Annotated in this window: 18 protein-coding genes; all 18 read left to right on the plus strand. The window is 44.7% G+C overall.

The window, feature by feature from the left end:
• Window positions 1-18 precede the first annotated feature (18 nt).
• Window positions 19-1539: a 4Fe-4S binding protein gene (locus HMPREF0999_RS14715; RefSeq protein ID WP_009276257.1), complete on the plus strand. Its 1521-nt coding sequence runs from the start codon at window positions 19-21 to the stop codon at window positions 1537-1539.
• Window positions 1540-1695: 156 nt separating this feature from the next.
• Window positions 1696-4221: an FtsK/SpoIIIE family DNA translocase gene (locus tag HMPREF0999_RS14720; protein WP_009276258.1), complete on the plus strand. Its 2526-nt coding sequence runs from the start codon at window positions 1696-1698 to the stop codon at window positions 4219-4221.
• 2 nt (window positions 4222-4223) lie between these two features.
• Window positions 4224-4898, plus strand: a complete 675-nt coding sequence (locus HMPREF0999_RS14725) for a LolA family protein (RefSeq protein WP_009276259.1) — start codon at window positions 4224-4226, stop codon at window positions 4896-4898.
• 37 nt (window positions 4899-4935) lie between these two features.
• Complete coding sequence (gene trxB / locus HMPREF0999_RS14730; protein WP_009276260.1) at window positions 4936-5889, plus strand: thioredoxin-disulfide reductase; 954 nt, start codon at window positions 4936-4938, stop codon at window positions 5887-5889.
• A gap of 72 nt (window positions 5890-5961) precedes the next feature.
• Window positions 5962-6738: a glycerophosphodiester phosphodiesterase gene (locus tag HMPREF0999_RS14735; protein ID WP_010184752.1), complete on the plus strand. Its 777-nt coding sequence runs from the start codon at window positions 5962-5964 to the stop codon at window positions 6736-6738.
• A 12-nt stretch (window positions 6739-6750) separates the two neighbouring features.
• Window positions 6751-8238: a glycoside hydrolase family 10 protein gene (locus HMPREF0999_RS14740; RefSeq protein ID WP_005855440.1), complete on the plus strand. Its 1488-nt coding sequence runs from the start codon at window positions 6751-6753 to the stop codon at window positions 8236-8238.
• 45 nt (window positions 8239-8283) lie between these two features.
• Complete coding sequence (locus tag HMPREF0999_RS14745) at window positions 8284-8712, plus strand: hypothetical protein (protein ID WP_009276262.1); 429 nt, start codon at window positions 8284-8286, stop codon at window positions 8710-8712.
• 111 nt (window positions 8713-8823) lie between these two features.
• Complete coding sequence (locus tag HMPREF0999_RS14750) at window positions 8824-11061, plus strand: TonB-dependent receptor plug domain-containing protein (protein ID WP_005855444.1); 2238 nt, start codon at window positions 8824-8826, stop codon at window positions 11059-11061.
• A gap of 162 nt (window positions 11062-11223) precedes the next feature.
• Entirely contained in the window at window positions 11224-11574 is a 351-nt protein-coding gene (locus tag HMPREF0999_RS14755) for a cation transporter (RefSeq protein ID WP_005855446.1), read from the plus strand.
• A 168-nt stretch (window positions 11575-11742) separates the two neighbouring features.
• A complete protein-coding gene (locus HMPREF0999_RS14760) occupies window positions 11743-12270 on the plus strand; it encodes an RNA polymerase sigma factor (protein WP_005865183.1) in 528 nt (175 codons plus the stop codon).
• Window positions 12271-12276: 6 nt separating this feature from the next.
• The gene (locus tag HMPREF0999_RS14765; RefSeq protein ID WP_009276263.1) at window positions 12277-13545 is read left to right on the plus strand and encodes a porin family protein; all 1269 of its coding nucleotides are present in this window, start codon (window positions 12277-12279) and stop codon (window positions 13543-13545) included.
• Window positions 13546-13600: 55 nt separating this feature from the next.
• Entirely contained in the window at window positions 13601-14374 is a 774-nt protein-coding gene (locus HMPREF0999_RS14770) for a hypothetical protein (RefSeq protein ID WP_005865187.1), read from the plus strand.
• A gap of 128 nt (window positions 14375-14502) precedes the next feature.
• A complete protein-coding gene (locus HMPREF0999_RS14775) occupies window positions 14503-15264 on the plus strand; it encodes a hypothetical protein (RefSeq protein WP_009276264.1) in 762 nt (253 codons plus the stop codon).
• 5 nt (window positions 15265-15269) lie between these two features.
• Window positions 15270-16019, plus strand: coding sequence for a hypothetical protein (locus HMPREF0999_RS14780; protein WP_008778525.1), 750 nt, complete (start codon window positions 15270-15272; stop codon window positions 16017-16019).
• 33 nt (window positions 16020-16052) lie between these two features.
• Window positions 16053-16619: a YIP1 family protein gene (locus tag HMPREF0999_RS14785; RefSeq protein WP_005865193.1), complete on the plus strand. Its 567-nt coding sequence runs from the start codon at window positions 16053-16055 to the stop codon at window positions 16617-16619.
• Window positions 16620-16633: 14 nt separating this feature from the next.
• Entirely contained in the window at window positions 16634-17095 is a 462-nt protein-coding gene (gene smpB, locus HMPREF0999_RS14790; RefSeq protein ID WP_005855460.1) for an SsrA-binding protein SmpB, read from the plus strand.
• 6 nt (window positions 17096-17101) lie between these two features.
• Window positions 17102-18061 carry a nucleoside recognition domain-containing protein gene (locus HMPREF0999_RS14795; protein WP_005855462.1) on the plus strand — a complete coding sequence of 320 codons (960 nt, stop codon included), beginning with the start codon at window positions 17102-17104 and terminating at the stop codon, window positions 18059-18061.
• Window positions 18054-21746 (plus strand): methionine synthase, encoded by a 3693-nt coding sequence (gene metH, locus HMPREF0999_RS14800; RefSeq protein ID WP_009276265.1) that lies wholly within the window; start codon window positions 18054-18056, stop codon window positions 21744-21746. Before HMPREF0999_RS14795 ends, metH begins: the two co-directional genes overlap by 8 nt.
• Window positions 21747-21757: the final 11 nt, after the last annotated feature.

Raw genomic sequence — 21757 nt, forward strand, 5'->3', positions numbered from 1 at the left:
TTAAACAAACGGAAAATTATGTTACGAAAAATAAGAATATTCGCCGCCACCTTTTGCTTTGTGCTGATAACCCTGTTATTTCTTGATTTCACGGGTACGATTCACGCTTGGTTCGGATGGTTGGCAAAGATACAGTTTTGGCCTGCGTTGTTGGCTTTGAATGTCGGTGTTGTGGTAGGGTTGATAATCTTGACTCTTTTATTGGGGCGTGTATATTGTTCCGTTATCTGCCCTTTAGGGGTATTGCAAGATATCATTTCGTGGTTTGCTAGTAAACGGAAGAAATACCGCTTTTCCTATTCTCCCGCATTGAAGTGGGTGCGTTATGGAACCTTGGTTATTTTTATATTGGCTTGTATCGCTGGTATCGGTTCCTTGGTAGCGTTGATTTCGCCTTATAGCGCTTATGGGCGTATCGCTTCTAATTTATTTGCGCCAATCTATCAAGAGGGCAACAATCTATTGGCCTATTTCGCAGAACGTATGGATAGTTACGCATTCTATTCGGTGGATGTATGGGTGCGTAGCCTGGCTACGATGGGAATCGCTATTCTGAGCTTTGTCATATTGGTGATTTTAGCTTGGAGAAATGGACGTACATATTGTAATACGATCTGTCCGGTAGGTACGGTTCTCGGTTTTTTGTCGAAGTATGCTTTACTTAAACCTCGCATTGATACCGATAAATGTAATGGTTGCGGATTATGCGCACGTAAATGCAAGGCTTCTTGCATCGACTCTAAGAATCATGCGATCGATTATAGCCGTTGCGTGACTTGTATGGACTGTTTGGATAATTGCCGTCAAGGCGCGATTTCGTATACGAGGGCACACAAGGCTGATAAAGCTACTTCGGTAAAAGAATCCTCAACGAAGGACACTACGGATGTTTCCCGCCGTCGAGCCTTGTCAGCTACGGCATTGGTAGCCATGTCTTCTGTTTTGCATGCTCAGCAGAAAAAGCTGGAGGATTATGTGGAGATGAAGAAAGACGGAGGCTTTGCGCCGATTAAAGAACGTAAAGAGCCGAATCGTTTGGCGTCATTGGTTCCTCCCGGAGCCTTGAGTATTGGGAATCTGGCCCAACATTGCACGGGGTGTCAGCTTTGTGTATCTGTCTGCGAGAATCATGTCCTGCGTCCATCTACGGATCTGATGAAACTGATGCAGCCGGAGATGGCATTCGATAGAGGGTATTGCCGTCCGGAATGTGTGAAATGTTCGGAGGTTTGCCCGACGGGAGCGATCAAACCGATTACGAAAGAAGACAAATCTGCTATACAGATCGGTCATGCCGTATGGGTAAAAGATCTTTGTATTGTCAATACGGACGGTATGAGTTGTGGTAATTGTGAACGCCATTGCCCGACAAAATCGATCCAGATGGTGGCGAAAGATCCTGCAGATCCGAAGTCGTTAAAGATCCCGGTGATCAATACGGAAACTTGTATTGGTTGTGGTGCTTGCGAGTACCTTTGTCCATCTCGTCCTTATAGTGCGATCTATGTAGAAGGACATGAGATGCACAGATCTATTTAATGCCGTTAAAATCTATCCCCAAAAACATGTACGTGTTTCCGCGAAAACATGTACATGTTTTTCAGAAAACACGTACGTCTTTTTTTCAAAGGTTCGTCAGACTCGATTTTTCTATGTACATTTGCGTGTTATAAAAGAATTATTGAGAAACTATTTATGGCAAAGAAGACAACAACAACGAAGCAAAATCATACAGAGCCGAGCTGGTTCGCAGCCTTGAAGACTTTTTTTACAAATGAACGGACCCGTTTCATTACAGGTTTGATTATCTCTATACTAACCATTTACGTAGGGCTTGCCTTGATTTCGTTTTTCTTTACAGGAGCCGCCGATCAAAGTAAAATAGAGAATGTTCCTTTAGGGGATTTGTTGACCAATCGAGGATCGGTAGAGAATTGGACGGGCGTACGCGGGGCGTATTTGTCTGATCTATTGATGAACCGTTGGTTCGGTATCTCTTCTTTTATGATCCTCTTTTTCTTGGGATCGGTTGGGGCGAAACTCATGAATTTAAATAAAGTATCCTTGTTGAGACGTTTCTTGTTCAGTGCTTCGGCGTTGATCTGGGGATCTGTGTTTTTTGCTTTCATATTTATCAAGGGATATGAGGATACGTTTATTTATCTAGGCGGTCAACACGGATATTACATCTCGGAGATGTTTATTACCAATATCGGAATTCCCGGAACGATCTTGCTTTTATTAGGCTCATTCTTAATCATCGCAATTTTTACCAGTAAGAAGACAATCCCGTTCTTACAGTGCGTATTCTCTTTGGGCTGGGTAAGGAACCGTTTGAAACGTGAGAAGAAAGAGGATGAGGTAGAAGTGGAGCAGACGCAAAAAGAGGATGTTGTAACTCCTCGCTCTAAGCCTGTCGTAGAGCAACCGGATGAACAACCCGAAATGGATGATTACGAAGAGTTTGATACGGAGGCTGAATTGTTGGAGGCCGAAGGGAAAGAAAACCGTAAAACAGAACCGGAATATCAGGAGGAAGAGGTCGCTGGTGATGATTTAGTAGTTACGATCGCTAAAGGTGACGACGATCCTATATGCGAAAAGACAGATGAGATAAATACCCCGGAATCAGAGGATGGGGAGGATGCTGGATTCACGGTGGAGGTTGCCGCCGGTAATGATGAAACCTACGATGCTTCGGCCTTGGGTACGTATGATCCCCGTTTGGATCTTTCCCGTTATGTATTTCCTACCTTGGACTTACTGAAAGCGTATGATAGTGGGAGCATGGAGATCAATCGGGACGAATTGGCAGAAAACCAACGCTTGATCAAGCAAGCCTTGGAAGATTTCAATATCAAGATCGCCTCGATCAAGGCAACAGTCGGACCTACGGTTACGCTTTATGAGATTGTACCCGAGGCGGGTGTCCGTATTTCTAAGATCAAGAACTTGGAGGATGATATCGCCTTGAGTTTATCCGCTTTGCAGATCCGTATTATCGCTCCGATGCCCGGAAAGGGAACGATCGGTATCGAGGTGCCGAATAAGAATCCTCAGACGGTATCGATGCAATCTGTTATCGCTTCACGCCGATTCGTTGAGGGTAAGTATGAGTTGCCTGTGGCGATGGGTAAGACGATTACGAACGAGGTGTTCATGTTCGATCTTTGTAAGACACCGCATCTATTGGTAGCCGGTGCTACGGGGCAAGGTAAGTCTGTCGGTCTAAATGCGATCATCACTTCCTTATTATATAAGAAGCATCCATCGGAGTTGAAATTCGTGATGGTAGACCCGAAAATGGTTGAGTTTAGTATCTATTCCAAGATAGAACGTCATTATCTGGCGAAACTTCCGAATGCGGAGAAGCCGATCGTTACGGAGCCAGCTGACGCTGTCGCTACATTGAACTCGTTGGTGATCGAGATGGAAGACCGGTACCGTTTACTGGTGAACGCGAATGTTCGTAATATAAAGGAATACAACGCTAAGTTTATCGAACGGCGGTTGAACCCGCAGAAGGGACATCGCTTCTTACCCTATATCGTGGCAGTGGTGGATGAGTTTGCCGACTTGATCGCAGTGGCCGGACGTGAGATCGAGTTGCCTATCTCTCGTATTGCGGCGAAGGCCCGTGCGGTAGGTATCCATATGATCTTGGCTACGCAACGCCCGGATACAAAGGTGATTACCGGTACGATCAAGAGTAACTTTCCGAGCCGTATTGCCTTTAAGGTTGCTTCTATGATCGATTCACGTACGATTCTGGATGCTCCGGGCGCTAACCGTTTGATCGGACGGGGCGATATGTTGATTGTCGTGGCGGGACAAGAGCCGGTTCGTGTGCAATGCGCTTTTGTAGATACGCCCGAGGTGGAGGATATCGTGGATTATATCGGTGAGCAGGCTGGCTTCCAAACCGCTTATCTGCTTCCGGACTATGTACCGGAAGGGGGGGAGGCATCGACTTCGGGAGCTGTCGATTTATCAGATCGAGACCCCTTATTTGATGAGGCGGCTCGCTTGATCGTGATTCAGCAACAAGGTTCTACTTCTTTGATCCAGCGTAAATTCGCTATCGGTTATAATCGTGCCGGACGTTTGATGGATCAATTGGAGGCTGCCGGTATTGTTGGCCCGTTTGAGGGAAGTAAGGCCCGTCAAGTATTGGTGCAAGATGAGTATTCGTTGGAGCAAGTATTAAATGCTTTGAAATAAATATGAGAAGAGAACATAAAATAAGAGTGTGGCGGTGTAGTGCGTTTGTCGGATTATTCTTGTGTTTCCTGTTGGGACTAGGATTGGGGGCACATGCCCAGAACGCGAATGATATCTTGAGGAAGGCGGCCGCTGCTTATGAGAATTCAAATGGGATAAGTGCTTCTTTTACGATGTTTACCCGTTCTGCCGGTCAGAATGCGGGAGAGAGTTTTGAGGGAACCATCCAGATGAAAGGTGATAAGTTTACATTAGTTACGCCGGAGGCGCTTACTTGGTTTAATGGTACGACGCAATGGACGTATGTGGAACGGAACGATGAGGTGAACGTGACGAATCCTACGGGAGAGGAGTTGCAATTTACAAATCCCGCTCTTTTATTAAATAGTTATAAGAAGGGATTCACGGCGGCTTATAAAGGCGAGAGTACGGCACCGAACGGAAAAGCCGCTTACGATGTGGAATTGACACCGAAGAAAAAAGGGGATATCGTGAAAGTGGAGTTGCAAATCGAGAAATATTCAAATTTCCCGGCTCGTATCACGGTTACTTCTAAAAACGGCGTTAGCAGTACGATCCAGATCAGCCAATTGAAAACAGGTATAAACCAACCAGATCGTTTTTTTGTTTTTAACGAAGGGGATTATCCGGACGTAGAGGTGATAGACCTTCGATAATAGAGAATTGAAAATTGATAATTAATACTTAGATACTATGAGCGATTCAGAGAATGAGAAAGTACGTTGCCTTATTATAGGCTCGGGTCCAGCAGGTTATACGGCAGCGATTTATGCTTCCCGTGCAAATTTATCTCCGGTGCTTTATGAAGGAATACAGCCGGGGGGACAATTAACGACAACTACGGAGGTGGAGAATTTCCCGGGATATCCGGACGGTATAACCGGTCCTGAGTTAATGGAAGATTTAAAAAAACAAGCCGTCCGTTTTGGTGCGGATATCCGTTTCGGTATCGCTACCGCCGCTGATTTGGGTGAGGCTCCTTATAAAATTACGATTGATGGCGAGAAAGTGATCGAGACGGAGACTTTGATTATCGCTACGGGTGCTTCCGCGAAGTATCTGGGTCTTCCGGATGAACATAAGTATGCGGGTATGGGTGTATCCGCTTGTGCTACTTGCGATGGTTTCTTCTATCGTAAAAAGACGGTAGCGGTAGTGGGTGGTGGAGATACGGCCTGTGAGGAAGCGATTTACTTGGCTGGTTTGGCGAAGCAGGTTTACTTGATCGTGCGTAAACCCTATTTGCGTGCTTCAAAAGTAATGCAAGAACGTGTCTTCAAAACTCCGAATATCACGGTACTTTTCGAGCATAATACCTTAGGTTTGTTTGGAGAGAATGGCGTGGAGGGTACTCATTTGGTAAAACGTATGGGAGAGCCGGATGAGGAGAAAGTGGATATCGCCATCGATGGTTTCTTCTTGGCGATTGGTCATAAACCCAATTCGGACATCTTCAAGCCATGGGTAGATACGGATGAGGTTGGTTATATCGTGACGGTTCCGGGAACTCCCCGCACGAAAGTTCCGGGTGTATTTGCCGCCGGAGATGTCGCTGATCCCCATTATCGTCAAGCTATTACCGCTGCGGGAAGTGGTTGTAAGGCAGCTATTGAGGCCGAACGTTATTTATCAGAGATCGGAAAATAATCCGTGGGAGGAGGGTGTGCCATATCATAAATTATGACACACTGTCCTCTTGCCTTGAAATACAAGTTTACCATGAATTTAAAATCTACTCTTCTTTTGCTACTTTGCCTGATGATGGCAGGAATGGTAGCGGCAAAGGATAATACGAAAGTGATAGCCCATCGGGGGTATTGGAAAACGGAGGGCTCTGCCCAGAACTCTATCCGCTCTTTGGAACGTGCTAGCGAAATTGGTGCCTATGGCTCGGAATTCGACGTGCATCTTACAGCAGACAATGTGTTGGTTGTCTACCACGATAATGATATCCAAGGAAAACATATCCAATCTTGTACATACGATGAATTGAAGGATCTACAATTGAGTAACGGCGAAAAGCTCCCTACTTTGGAACAATATTTGAAACGTGCGAAGAAATTGAAGAATATCCGGTTAATATTTGAATTGAAATCCCATGATACCCCGGAACGTAATCGAGATGCGGCAAGGTTATCTGTGCAAATGGTAAAGCGTATGAAATTAGCGAAACGTACGGATTACATATCTTTTAATATGGATGCTTGTAAAGAATTTATCCGTCTATGTCCGAAATCTGAGGTTTCTTATCTGAATGGAGAATTATCCCCGATGGAATTGAAAGAGCTTGGTTTTACAGGATTAGACTACCATTATAAAGTCTTGCAATCTCATCCGGATTGGGTGAAGGATTGTAAAGTCCTAGGCATGACTTCGAATGTCTGGACCGTAGATGACCCTAAATTAATGGAAGAGATGATCGATATGGGAGTCGATTTTATTACGACTGATTTACCGGAAGAGACTCAAAAAATACTACATTCGCGGGCTCAATAAGGCATTATAAAGATGAGAAAGTTTTGTCTGTTGCTTATCCTGTCGCTGGCTTTACCCGTTTTTTGTCTGTTACAAGCGGTGGAGCCTCCCAAAAAGGAAATTCGTGCGGTTTGGTTGACTACGGTTTATGGTCTGGATTGGCCTCATAAACCGGCTACTACCGAGGCGGGACGAAAAGCCCAGCAACAGGCATTGCTTGATATCTTGGACCGGCTTCAAGAAGCGAATTTTAATATGGTCTTCATTCAGGCTCGCTTAAGGGGAGACGTGATGTATCGTTCGGCTATCGAACCAGTCAGTAAGACATTCTCCGGTAAGTATGGAGAATTACCGGGATATGATCCGCTCGCTTTTGTCGTTGATGAATGCCATAAACGGGGAATGGAATGTCATGCGTGGTTCGTGACTTTCCCGTTGGGAACGGAAAAAAGCGTGAAGGAGCAAGGAAAGCTTTCCGTGGTTAAAAAGAAACCAAAACTCTGCAAACGGCATAATGGAGAGTGGTATTTGGACCCCGGTGTACCGGAGACCGCTGATTATATCTTATCCTTAGTCAAGGAGATCGTGAATGGCTACGATATAGATGGCATCCATTTTGATTATATCCGCTATCCGGAAGAGGCGAAAAAATTCCCGGATAAAGCGCTGTATAATAAATCCGGTAAGAAAAAGTCTCTGGCAGACTGGCGTAGGGAGAATATCAACCGGATGGTTTATCGTATTTACGATTGGGTAAAGCAAACGAAACCTTGGGTACAGGTTAGTAGTTCGCCACTCGGGAAATATAATCGTATTGAACGGGTACCTAACGCAGGTTGGACCGCTTACGAAAGTGTCTTCCAAGACCCTAAGATGTGGATGCAACAAGGTAAACAAGATATGATTGTTCCGATGATGTATTACCTGCATAAGAATTTCTTTCCTTTCGTGGATAATTGGGTGGATAATTGTAACGGGCGTTTGGTCGTACCCGGCTTGGGAGCTTATCGAATGGACAAGAGTGAGGCGGACTGGGCCGTGAATGATATAACGGACCAGATCGATTATAGTCGTTATTACGGAGGAGCCGGCTGTGCGTTCTTTCGTTGTGGAAATGTCCTGTATAATGATAAAGGACTTTATAAAGAGTTGAGAGACAATTACTATAAATATCCGGCCCAATTGCCTCCATTGACTTGGCTGAATGATTCGGTACCTGCCGCACCGGAGGGGATCAAAGTGGAACGTTTGGACGATGAGTTGCACTTAACTTGGCAGAAACCTGTGTCGGAAAAGCAGGATTTAACTTATACCGTTTATTATTCATTGACGGATTCGATCGACACAGCTTCGGCAAAATCCATATTAGCTACGAATATTTATGGCAACGAGCTTTTTCTTCCTATCGATGTAGAGTCTGAACGTGGGTATACATTTTCTGTAACGGCTTCCACCCGTTACCGGATAGAGAGTGAACCTTCTCCGGATACCTATTATTACCTGTCTAAATTTATCAAGTAAAGGGAGTATTTTGATTTCGAGTTTTTTTGCTTATTTTTGCGGCATATGAGACGATTTGCCACATCCTTGTTTCTTGTAATTCTTGCTTCCTTAATCTTTTATGGGGGAGCGGGGGTTAATTTCGTATCTTATTGTTGTGGCGTTTGCGAGAAAGAGGGAGTGGAGGCTTTATTGGAAGCTAAGTGCTGTGAGATTCATGGACATGATCATAGTCGTGATAAGCTTGCGAATAATACGGTGGAGTGTTGTGGCATGAATGGCTGTGGCATTGAACGGGTTGATTTTGATTGGAATTCTGTAAATATACAAGTACCGGATCTGCAACCAGTCGTACATGATTTGCTCTTCTCCTCTATTTTCGAGAGTTTACAAATCGCTTCCTTATTTGCTGATTCTTATGAGATTAGGGTGACAGGTCCTCCCGTAGCCTGTCCTCGTGTGTACCTTTCTTTATTGACTACGCTTTTGATTTGATTGTATTCGTGAGGGTGGAAGCTGCTCGCTGAATACCCTTTGGTTTTAAGGTAGGGAATGCTCTATCCCTGCGGAAACTGTATTTAACGATTCAATCAAATAACAACTATCATGTTAAGACAATTATATCTGATATTTTTACTGTTCTGTTTGACTTTTACTTTGACTTGGGCCGAGGATTCCGGCAAGAAAGTGAAAGGACGTGTATGTGATGAAAACAAACAACCTATTATCGGGGCAAATGTATATTGGGAAGGAACCCAAAATGGAACCACGTCCGATGTGGATGGAAATTTCGAGTTAGAACGAAAAGGTGACTCCAAGAATCTGGTGGTTAGCTATATCGGTTATATGACTGAGGTCACCCCTGTGGATGAGAAGGACGATGCTATGCAGATTATCTTAAAAGGTGAGATCGCCTTGGATGAGGTCGTGGTTAGTGAGCGCAAGATGGGAACCATCGCTTCCCGTACGAGCGTATTGCAAACTCAGAAAATTACGTACGATGAGATTTGCCGTGCGGCCTGCTGTAATCTGGCGGAGAGCTTTGAGACAAATCCGTCTGTCGATGTATCGTACTCGGATGCGGCTACAGGTGCCCGGCAAATTAAGCTGTTGGGATTGGCGGGAACCTACGTACAAATGTTGACCGAGAATTACCCGAATTTCCGGGGGGCCGCTTCCTTATATGGCTTGGATTATGTTCCGGGAGCTTGGATGGAAAGTATTCAGGTGTCTAAAGGAACCTCTTCGGTTAAGAATGGGTATGAGGCGTTGGCCGGACAAATCAACGTGGAATTCAAGAAGCCCCCTACGGCGGATATTTTCTCTGCTAATGTGTTCGCTAGTGATGCCGGGCGTTATGAAGGGAATGCGGATGCTTCTTGGCATATCAACGACAAGCTCTCTACCGGTTTATTGGTACACTACTCGAATGATAAAATGCAACATGACGGTAATGACGATGGTTTTCTCGATACGCCGCTAAGGGAACAGGTGAACGTAATGAATCGTTGGTATCATAAATTGGATAAATACGTGGCTCAATACGGAGTTCGCTATCTGCATGAGAGCCGTACCGGTGGGCAGGATACGAAACACCATGATTTCACCGACCCGTATCGGATTCATTTAAATACGAACCGGGCCGAATTATTTACGAAGCAGGCCTATATTATCGATAAGGAAAAGGTAGAGAGCGTGGCATTGATACTTTCCGGTTCTTATCATGAGCAAAAATCAAGATATGACCGTACGCCCTATAATGTATATCAGAATAATGTATATGCCAGTTTGCTGTATGAAAAGGAGTTTACGCCGATGCATAGCTTGAGTACCGGATTAAGTATGAACTATGATGGTTTCGACGAGAATCTGGTTCAATATGCGGGAGGAGAGTCGGTCCGTCATGCCTATGACCGTACGGAAGTCGTGCCGGGAGCTTATGCCCAATATACGTTCAATCTGAATGATAAACTGATCTTATTGGCGGGTGTACGTGCGGATTATAGTACGTTGTATGATTTCTTTGTAACCCCTCGTGTACATATTAAATATAATCCTTTTGACTGGTTCCATATCCGGGCTTCGGCAGGTAAAGGATTTCGGACAGCGAATGTGCTGGCAGAGAACAACTTTTTGTTATCCAGTAGTCGAAAAATGTATATCGCCGACAATCTGGATCAAGAAGAAGCGTGGAATACCGGTCTGAATCTGTCATTTTATATACCTTTGTTCGGGAAGGAACTGAGCTTGAGCGGGGAATGGTATTATACCGATTTCTTGAAGCAAATCGTGGTGGATATGGATAGTGATCCTCATGCGGTTCGTTTCTACAATCTGGATGGGCGTTCCTATTCGAATAGCTTCCAAGTGGAGGCTTCCTATCCTTTTTTCCGGGGATTTACGTTAACGGCCGCTTATCGTTATACAGATGCGAAGACCGATTACCGGAATGAGGAGGGGGTGGCGCATCGATTGAAAAAGCCGTTGGTTAGTGATTATAAAGGTTTATTGACCGCTTCTTATCAAACCCCGTTGAAAAAATGGCAGTTTGATTTGACCAGCCAGTTTAATGGAGGTGGCCGTATGCCGACACCGGATGCATCTAATCCGTTATGGGAGCCGAATTTTAAGGCTTATACGGTAGTGAATGCGCAGATTACGAAATATTTCCGTCAATGGTCTATTTACGTGGGAGCGGAGAACCTGTTTAATTACAAACAACCGAATCCGATTATCGATGCCAGCAATCCCAGAGGGGATAACTTCGATGGATCTATGGTGTGGGGACCGGTGCATGGACGGAAAATTTATGCGGGTATCCGCTTTAATATAAGCAGGGATTGACACGTATATACGTATAAGCCCGCACGTATATACGTGTAGGCCTATGCGTATACTGGTGTGGCCCTACGCCTATATACGTGTAGCCCGATGCCTATAGTGGTGCTTTTCTTTTGGTAGATATGAATGGATAATTAGAATTGTTAATATTAAAAATGATTGATTATGAAACGATTAATTATGTTGCTGTTTTGTGCTGTATGTACGGTATCGATGACATTCGCCCAAGACGCGAAAAAGAAGAAGGACTCTGTGACATTCTTTATCGAAGCGATGGATTGTGATCACTGTATCAAGAAGATCGAGAAAAATATCGCTTTCGAGAAAGGAGTGACCGACTTGAAATGTGATCTGAGTACCCGTACGGCCATTGTGACTTACAAGACGGATAAGACTTCGAAGACCCGCTTGGCCGCGGCATTCAAAAAGATCGGTATGGAAGCGGTTCCGGTAGATAATGGCGCCGGTTGTCCGGTACCTCCGGCGAAAAAAAGTGAGCATACTCACGCTCATTAACATGGAAATTCATAAGAACATCTTATCTTTGCAGATGTTCCGTGAGGGCGGGCCGGAGTGTCCGCCCTGTTTATGAAATAATTTTTCTACGGAATGCAGCGTTTGTTTAATTATTTACATCCTAATATTGTACAGTCTCCAGAAGGGAGACGTTCAAGGCACGACTGAATGAATGAGCTACAACTGATAGAGGGTTGTCGGAAGGGGGAGAGACGAGCTCAAAAAGAGCTTTATGATGCATATTCCCGAAAAATGATGGGAGTTTGCCTTCGTTATGTGAACGACAGGGAAACGGCTCGTGATTTGTTGCAGGATGGCTTCGTGAAAATCTTTACCAGTATGGATTCCTATACAGGGAGTGGTTCATTTGAGGGGTGGATGCGGAAGATCTTTGTTAATTGTGCGTTGGAATATCTGCGAAAGTCGGATGTGTTGCGTGAAGCGACCGATCTTGACAATACGGCGGAACTGATTCAACCCGATAGTTCGGCTATCTCGGACATGTCGGCGGCTGAGTTGATGAATCTAGTGAAGGAGTTGCCGGTTGGCTTCCGTACCGTATTCAATATGTTCGCGATAGAGGGATATTCTCATAAGGAGATCAGTGAGATGTTGAACATAACAGAGAGTACTTCCCGTTCCCAATATACCCGTGCCAAGCAGTTATTACAACGTAGAATTAACGCATTGTATTGAGATAAGATGAGTAAAAAGGAAAGAGATATATGGGATGATGCGATCCGGTCGAAGCTAGAGGATTTCGAGATGGATACGCTACCCGGCGACTGGGAGGCTATAGCCGATCGATTGCCCGGAAAGGCTCCGGTTCCTTTGCGTCGTACGCTTCGCTACTGGGTTGCCGCCGCCGTGATCTCCTTATTGGTCGTATCGGGTGGTATCTATTTATATGACAGGGAGATGGAAGATCTACCTATAGCCCAAGAAATACAGTCTTCACAAGAGTCGACATCCGTGGATACCCCGGTTGTTCCGATAGAGAAAACGATGGAGCAAGCGCCCGTATTAGCGACTATTCCTGCTGCTGCGGTCGTGAAGGCAAAAGCGGCATCTGGAGCGGTTAAAGTGGGAGCTAAGGCTAGGATGGCAGCGTTCCGGCAAAATGTAGAGAGTGCAGAGGATCGGCCTATTTCTGAGTCGGAGGTAATGTCTGCTGATAGATCGGCGAATGAGAAAGATACCGTTGAACCGGAGGTTGAAAGGAATAATGATGAGATAGTTGTTCTCAAGAATGATGTACTTGTCGCGGATGCTACTCCTGTTACTAAAAAGAAGCCAGAGAAGACCGCGTCTCGGAAATGGGGGTTCGGTATGGGAGGTGGAGGTCTTTCCATGGGCGCTGATAATCTGGTCCCTCAGTATGTGACGAATAGCAGTGTGCTTAAGAGCGAGAATCTGATGAGCTTAAATTCGTTCGATGCGGAGAAGAAAGATCCTGCTAAGACGGATATTCATCATAAGACGCCTATTGGGGTGGGTATCTCAATTAGTCGTTATTTGAATAATCGTTTTTCTTTGCAGACTGGATTAATTTATTCTTACTTAAGATCGGAGTGGAGTACGAATAATACGTACCATATAGAGAATGATCAGCGATTGCATTTTATAGGAATTCCATTATCATTGACTTATAAGATCGCGGAATGGAATCGTTTTATGTTTTACGCCTCAGCCGGAGGTATGGCGGAAATGAATGTCGCTGGCAAACGTAGAATGAAATTATTCTCGGATGAGGTAGAGATCGCAAAGCAAAGTGAACATATTCGAATGAAAGAATGGCTATGGTCTGTAAATGCCCGTGCCGGCGTAAGTTATCCGATTATCCGTTTCGTAAGCGCTTTCGCAGAGGTGGGAGCCAGCTATTATTTTGATAATGGTAGCGAGATCGAAACCATCCATTCGGAGAAGCCGTTTAACATGAGCCTTCAGTTCGGATTTCGTTTTGGTTTTTAATACTCGATAGATTAACAGTGTAAATACAAATACTTAAAAATAGAAAAATTGAATTATGAAAGCATTTAAATTAATTGGAGCAGCGGCGGCTGCGTCATTATTGTTGTTGACCTCTTGTCTTGGAGAATCGAATAATACGGTGACTCGTGCCGGCTTTGGTGTCGCAGGTCTTTCTGAAAAGACATATAAAACGGTACTGAATACAAATATGGGAGCATTATACTCTCCGTCTTTATCGGCACAAGTAGTTGACGGAGCTTGTTACTTGATCAACTATGAATTAGACCTAAATTCTCCGGAGAATGCGAATGCGGCGACAAATGGTTATTTAACAGCGACAATCTCTGTGGCAGATGAGATAACAAAAGGACAGCCAGTCTTTTATAATGTGCCAGATTCGGCCAGCTTACTTCAGAATGAGATACCTGTAAAAAACCTATTTAGCAATGGCGACTATGGGGTGTATGTAGACGGTTATTTATTCTTCTTTATAACAATGGATATGTTTAAGGATCAGAAAAATTCTTATACTTTATATTGGGATCGTTCAAAGGAGCCTACTATGGTGGATAATGTCCCGACATATGACTTGTTCTTGCGTGTCGCTAAAGTAGCGGACGGAACAGGTTCTGCTGCATCATCCATAGGAGAAGTCCGTGCGTTTAATGTTAAGTCTGTATTGGAGTCTGTGAATAGCGCTGAGGCTAATAAAGATTCAAAGTCTTTTAATCTTAAGGTCAATTATCTAAATACGATTAATGAAAAAGATAGTACGGATTTGAAATGGGCTTCTTATACCGTTCTATTCCAAGTCGTGAAAAACTCATAAAGAAATTAGTATAGAAGTTGAGGGCGTACCGATAAGAAGATTATCGATACGCCCTATTTTTTTGCCGTTTTTTTTATGTATATGGGTAAAGATCGTATCTTTGCGTACTTTAAGAGGAGTATTGTGAAATGAGATACAAGAATTTAATAGGTTTTGTCTGGGTGGCGGTTATCATGGGTCTGTTTACCTCTTGCCTAAAAGACATAAATAACGTCTATAATCCGGGAACGACCGCCGCTGTGGTTCGTCAACATGGAGATAGCGCGTTGATGATGGCTAATACCCGGTTCGGTTGGATCTATTCGACGAAGCTGAGCTCATACTCAGAGGGTAAATGCTTGTTGGTGAGTTTTGATTATGATCCTAGCTTACCGGAAAATACGAATGCGGAACAAAAAGGGTATTATACGGTGACGATACAAGGGGAAACCGCCGTTAACCAGCAAAACGCTGAGAGTCCTCTTACGGATACGCATAAACTATTGACAAATGAGCAACCGATACTTGCGGTTAATCCGAACGACTCTGTTCTGTACGTCAAATTGGAAGATTATTTGTTTTTGCCTTCCGCCTGTTGGACAACAAAAGACCGGGCTTTAAATTGGCAACTGACTTATGATCCGACTCAACAACCAGTTGTTGAAAATCGGAAATCAATTTATTCCTTATATTTACGGGCTGCCGCTACGACCGGAAAGCCGGAGGACAAGGCAGAAGAGGCTATCGCGGTTATCAATGCCTTTAATCTGGGGAACTTTATCAAAGATATGCGAGAACAAGGTGGACGTGATGCGGATATGTATGTTCGGATTCATTATATCGATCAAATTAATCCGAAAGATAGTACCCAGTTTACATGGGGAGTAACAGATCCTTTACTTATAAACTAAAAAAGATGAGAAAGCGAATTTTATACGGCTTATTTTTATCCTTGTTTTTCTTAATGACCTCTTGTATGGGGGATGGAAGTAACTCCATCAATTATCATCGGGTAGGAGTGATACGTGAGAATCCTATGCGATGTATCTATACGGCAGATGATCAAGGGAATATCTTTATCGTCTCTTCCTCTGAGTTTGAGAACCGGACGGATTTGAAAGAGGGTGACTGTTGCGTGGTTGATTTCAAGACGAATTTTAGCGAGGAATTGGGCAATGGTGTTTACAACGCTGAGATTTATAAGTATGATTCGGTCGCTGTATGGCCTTTGCATGAGACATTAACTGATACTACGGTCGTATTGGACAAGGAGCGTCTGGTTACGCTGGACTTTAAGAAAAGTATTTATTTGGAAGGACGTTTCTTCTTGCAAACCCAACATATAAATCATCAGGTAGACCAAAAGGATATTTTCAATTTATCCTATAACCCTGATCAGGAGGTGGAAAAAGATGATGACGGACAACGGATCTATAACCTATATCTCCGGGTAACCCAAGAGGGGGGTACCGGCGATTCCACTAAATGGATCAATACGACCGCTTTTACGATCGATAAGTTTTTGGACCAAGCCAAAGCGATAGAGAGCAGGGAGGGGCAAAATGAGATAAACTTTAAAATAAATTATGCCGAACGCTATAATGCGGATACAACCGCATGTGTTTGGGGGGCTACCGACGTATTTACGTTGCGTTTTACGAATTAAATATATACTTTTGCTATTTAAAAGTAAACAGAGATGTATAAGGAGATATTTAGGTGGGTAATCGCTATCATCTCACAGCCAGCGAAGGCGTGGGTCTTGTTAGCGAAAAAAGGAGAGAAGCAGGAGGAGTTCTTATCCCGATTCGTGTATCCTTTGATCGGCTTCGTTACTGTTGCGGCTTTTCTGGGCGTATTGTTTACGCGGAAGGAGTTTGATTTAGAGCTGGCCTTGAAGTCGTCTATCCGGACATTGGTGTCCTCGTTCGGTGGTTTTTACCTCGGGGCTTATCTGATGAACGAGATATGGCAAGGTATATTTAAACGGGAGAAGGATTTGAAACTGTGGTTGCGCTTCGTCGGGTATTCCTCGTCGTTGATGTTCGCTTTGAATATCGTATTGATGTTGCTTCCCGAGTTTTTCTTCTTGCGGATATTTATCCTTTATACATTCTATATTGTTTGGGAAGGCGCTGGTCCGTATATGGGAGTCGAGGAGAAGATCCGCTTGAAGTTCGTAGGATTTACAACCGCCATTATATTACTGACTCCGGCAGTTATCGAGATTTTGTTATCGATGCTGATGCCCGGTTTGAGTTTTTGACAGAATAACACAAGATGAAGGAGAAGATTAGTAATAACATACAGATAAAGAATAAGCGGGCGACGTTCGACTACGAGTTGCTCGACACTTTTACGGCCGGGATCGTACTGACCGGAACGGAGATTAAATCGATCCGTTTAGGGAAGGCGAGTTTGGTAGATACGTTTTGTATCGTGGAAAAAGGGGAACTGTGGGTGAAGAATATGTACATCGCCGAATATTTTTACGGTACGTACAATAATCACAACGCACGGCGGGACCGGAAATTACTTCTTACCAAAAAGGAATTACGAAAGATCGAGGGTGCGGTTCGTGCTAGTGGTTTTACGATCGTTCCCACTCGTTTGTTTATCAATGAGAAAGGATTGGCGAAAGTAGTCGTCGCGATCGCACGAGGTAAAAAGGAATATGATAAGCGAGACTCCATCCGGGAACGTGACGACCGACGGGAGATGGATCGGGCTTTCAAACGATAAGTCGAGATGGAAACAGGGCAAGGCGTGATCGGTAGGGTTTGGGGATGTATCCTGAAAGCTCTGCCTAAAGCAGGCAAGACGTGTTTATGGCTGCTAAAGATTATTTTGCCTATTTCTTTATTGGTCCGTATATTGCAATATTCCGGAATATTAGGTCAGATCTCGGATTGGTTAGTGCCCGTGTTCTCGTTGGTGGGTCTGCCGGGGGAGACAGCCATTGTTTTTATAACCAGTATATTCTCCCCATTATATGCTCCGATCGCTTTGATCACCTCGATGTCTTTAGGAGTCCGTGAAGCTACGATATTGGCATTGATGTGCCTTACTTCCCATAATCTAATGGTAGAATCCTCCGTACAGGCAAAGACCGGGTCTTCTTTCTGGGAGATGACGCTGCTCCGTTTGATCATGAGTTTCGTGATCGCCTTTTCTTTGAATTGGGTAATGCCCCATGAAGGATGGGGACAGGTCGGGATCGCTCAAAGCGCGGCTGTATGCGATAATTGGTTGGAAGTATTCGTACTTTGGTTTACCAGCTCGATGAAGGTGGTGATTTCTATTTTGATAATTGTTACGGCTTTAATGATCCTTCATTATATATTGGAAGAGTTTAATCTAATGAAAGGATTGTCCTCGGTCTTTTCTCCGCTGATGCGATTATTTGGCTTGCCTCAAGATGCCGCTTTTTTGTGGTTGGTAGGTAATGTGGTCGGACTGGCTTATGGCGGGGCTATTATGGTAGAGCAAATGGAGCAGAGGAAGTTGTCTTACGGTGACGGCAACTTGCTGAACCATCATTTGGCCGTGTGCCATTCCCTGTTGGAAGATACGATCATCTTTGCCGCGATAGGGGTACCCGTTCTTTGGGTGGTGCCTACCCGTCTGTTTTTCGCCATCGCTGTGGTATGGATCCTCCGGGGATATAGTTATATGTACGCAAGAAAGGTAAAACATATTTATGAATAAGGAACGATTTCTGCGACTCTTGAATGAGCGCATTTTGATCTTGGATGGTGGTATGGGTACCATGATCCAAAGTTTCAAACTAAACGAACAAGATTACCGAGGCGAACGTTTCGCCGATTTTCCGGGACAGTTGAAGGGGAACAATGATTTATTGTGTATCACCCGCCCGGATGTAATCCAGTCTATTCATCGTCAGTATTTGGATGCGGGAGCGGATATCTTCGCTACGAATACGTTTAACGCGAACGCTATTTCCATGGCAGATTATGCGATGGAGGCCTATGTACGTGAGATAAATCTGGCCGCCGGACGATTGTCGAGGGAAGTGGCGGATACCTATATGGCAGAGCATCCGGATCGTACGATCTTCGTGGCCGGATCGATCGGTCCTACTAATAAGACAGCTTCTATGAGTCCAGATGTAAGTGATCCCGCTTATCGTGCCGTAACTTATAAAGATTTGTATAATGCCTACAAGGAGCAAGTCGAGGGACTTGTTGACGGCGGGGTGGATATCATCCTTTTCGAGACTACTTTCGATACGTTGAACGTAAAAGCGGGATTGGAAGCGGCTGAGGTCGTGTTGAAAGAGAAAGAAAAAGACCTGTCGATTATGTTGTCTTTGACTTTGTCCGCACAAGGTGGACGAACATTTTCCGGACAGACTTTATTGGCCTTCTTAGCTTCCATACAGCATACACATATTGTTTCGGTTGGCTTAAACTGCTCTTTCGGAGCGGCGGATATGAAGCCCTATTTACAAGAGTTGGCGAAGTATGCCCCCTATTATATCAGCGCTTATCCGAACGCCGGATTGCCGAATAGTTTTGGTACCTATGACGAGACGCCGGATAAAATGGCCCAACATGTGAAGCCTTTTGTGGAAGAGGGATTGGTGAACATTATCGGAGGCTGTTGCGGAACGACTCCAGCGCATATCTCCCGGTATCCGGAGTTGGTGAAAGGAGCTAAACCGCATATCCCGGCTCCGAAACCGGATTGCCTGTGGCTGTCGGGCTTGGAACTGCTGGAGGTGAAACCGGAGAATAATTTCGTGAACGTGGGAGAGCGTTGTAATGTGGCCGGTTCTCGGAAATTCTTACGCTTGATAAAAGAAGGCAGTTATGAGGAAGCGTTGACGATCGCTCGTAAGCAAGTGGAGGATGGCGCCCAAGTGATCGATATCAATATGGACGATGGTATGTTGGATGCCGTGAAAGAAATGAAGACATTCTTAAACTTGATCGCCTCCGAACCGGATATTGCCCGTGTACCCGTCATGATCGATTCTTCTAAATGGGAAGTGATCGAGGAAGGCTTGATGTGCGTGCAAGGAAAGAGCATCGTGAATTCCATCTCCTTGAAAGAAGGAGAGGAGGTCTTCCTTAAACATGCCGCCCGTATTAAGCAACTGGGTGCGGCTGCGGTCGTGATGGCTTTCGACGAGAAGGGGCAGGCGGATACCTATGAAAGAAAGATTGAGATTTGTGAACGGGCCTATCGCCTATTGATCGAGAAGATCGATTTCAATCCCCAAGATATTATTTTTGACCCGAACGTATTGGCGATCGCTACCGGTATGGAGGAACATAATGGCTATGGTCTGGCGTTTATCCGTGCCGTTGAATGGATCAAGAAGAACTTGCCGGGTGCGAAGGTGAGTGGTGGTGTAAGTAATTTATCTTTCTCTTTCCGGGGGAACAATCATGTACGCGAGGCTATGCATTCCGTATTTCTATATCATGCGATCGGGAAGGGGATGGATATGGGTATCGTGAATCCGTCTACCTCCGTACTTTATGAGGATATAGAGCCGGAGTTCCGTACCTTGTTGGAAGACGTGATCTTGGCACGCCGTCCGGAAGCTGCCGAGGAATTAATTACTTATGCTCAAAATTTACATGTTCAAGCTTCCGGAGAAACTCCGGAGAAGCATGAGGCTTGGCGTGAGCTTTCATTGAAGGAGCGTTTGGAACATGCCTTAATCAAAGGGATCGGAGACTATTTGGAGGACGATTTACAAGAAGCCTTGCGGATTTATCCGCATGCCGTGGATATAATTGACGGTCCGTTAATGAGCGGAATGAATAAGGTCGGCGAGTTATTCGGTGCCGGAAAGATGTTTCTCCCTCAAGTCGTGAAGACCGCACGTACGATGAAAAAGGCCGTGGCTATTTTACAACCGGCCATTGAATCTGAAAAGAAAGCTTCCGGCTCCGCGAAGGCCGGTAAAGTGATTTTCGCTACGGTAAAAGGGGATGTACATGATATAGGTAAGAATATCGTCTCTATCGTATTGTCTTGTAATAACTACGAGGTGATTGATTTAGGGGTAATGGTTCCCGCAGATGTGATCATAAAGAAAGCGATCGAGGAGAAACCGGATCTGGTTTGCTTATCCGGCTTGATAACCCCTTCTTTAGAAGAGATGGCGCATGTCGCAGACGAGATGCAGAAAGCGGGACTTACGATTCCTATGATGGTGGGTGGCGCTACGACCTCCAAATTGCATACGGCGGTGAAGATCGCTCCGCATTATGATTATCCGGTGATTCATGTGCTGGATGCCTCACAGAATCCGTTGATCGCCGCCAAACTATTGAATCCAGATACCCGTGACGCTTATATCAGGGAGTTGGAACAAGAACAAGAAGCCTTGCGTGCCTCTTTAGGGCAGAAGAAAGAGACCTTGGCTTCTCTTTCAGAGGCTCGTAAGCATCCGATAGAAATAGATTGGACCGGGTATACACCGGTTGTTCCGGCCCGGATGGGGGTACATGTTATCCCTTATATCCCCTTGGAAGAAGTGATTCCTTATATCCACTGGACCTTCTTTTTTAGCGCATGGAAATTGAATGGCCGTTTCTCGGAAATCTCCCAGATACATGGTTGCGATTCTTGTCGTGCCTCTTGGTTGGCCGGATTCCCGGAAAAAGATCGTGCGAAGGCTACCGAGGCGATGCAATTATACAAGGATGCTGTTAGGTTATTGGATCGGCTGGTCAATATGAAGGTTGAATATTGTAAAGCGATTTACGGATTTTTCTCAGCGAATAGTGAAGGGGATACGATCCGAATGGGTGATATAGCGCTGCCTTTATTACGTCAGCAAGTAAAAAAAGAGGAAAATATTTATAAATGTCTTTCCGATTATGTAATACCGGTTTCCGAGGAGCGAACTGATTATGTAGGGGCGTTTGTCGTTACCGCTGGAGCTGGCGCTGATTGTTTGAAGGATAAATTTGAGGAAGAAGGCGATACCTATAATTCAATGTTGCTGCAAACCTTGACCGATCGCCTAGCGGAAGCTACAGCCGAATATCTTCATGAGAAAGTACGTAAAGAATATTGGGGATATGCTAAAGACGAATCCTTGTCTATCCCGGATCTTTACAAGGTGAAATACCAAGGAATCCGTCCGGCTATCGGTTACCCTTCTCTACCGGATCAATTATTGAATTTCACATTGGATGGATTGCTCGATATGTCGCGAATTGGTGTTTCGTTAACCGAGAATGGTGCCATGTATCCTACGGCTTCGGTCAGTGGAATTTATATTGCTCATCCCTCTTCTCAATATTTCATGATCGGTTCTATCGATGAGGAGCAATTGAAAGATTATGCGAGCCGCCGGAATTTAACGGAGGAGCAAGCCCGAAAGTTGTTGAGTAAGAATATTGGATAATTTAGTAGCGT

The sequence above is a fragment of the Parabacteroides sp. D25 genome (assembly GCF_000307475.1).
GTDB lineage: Bacteria > Bacteroidota > Bacteroidia > Bacteroidales > Tannerellaceae > Parabacteroides > Parabacteroides distasonis.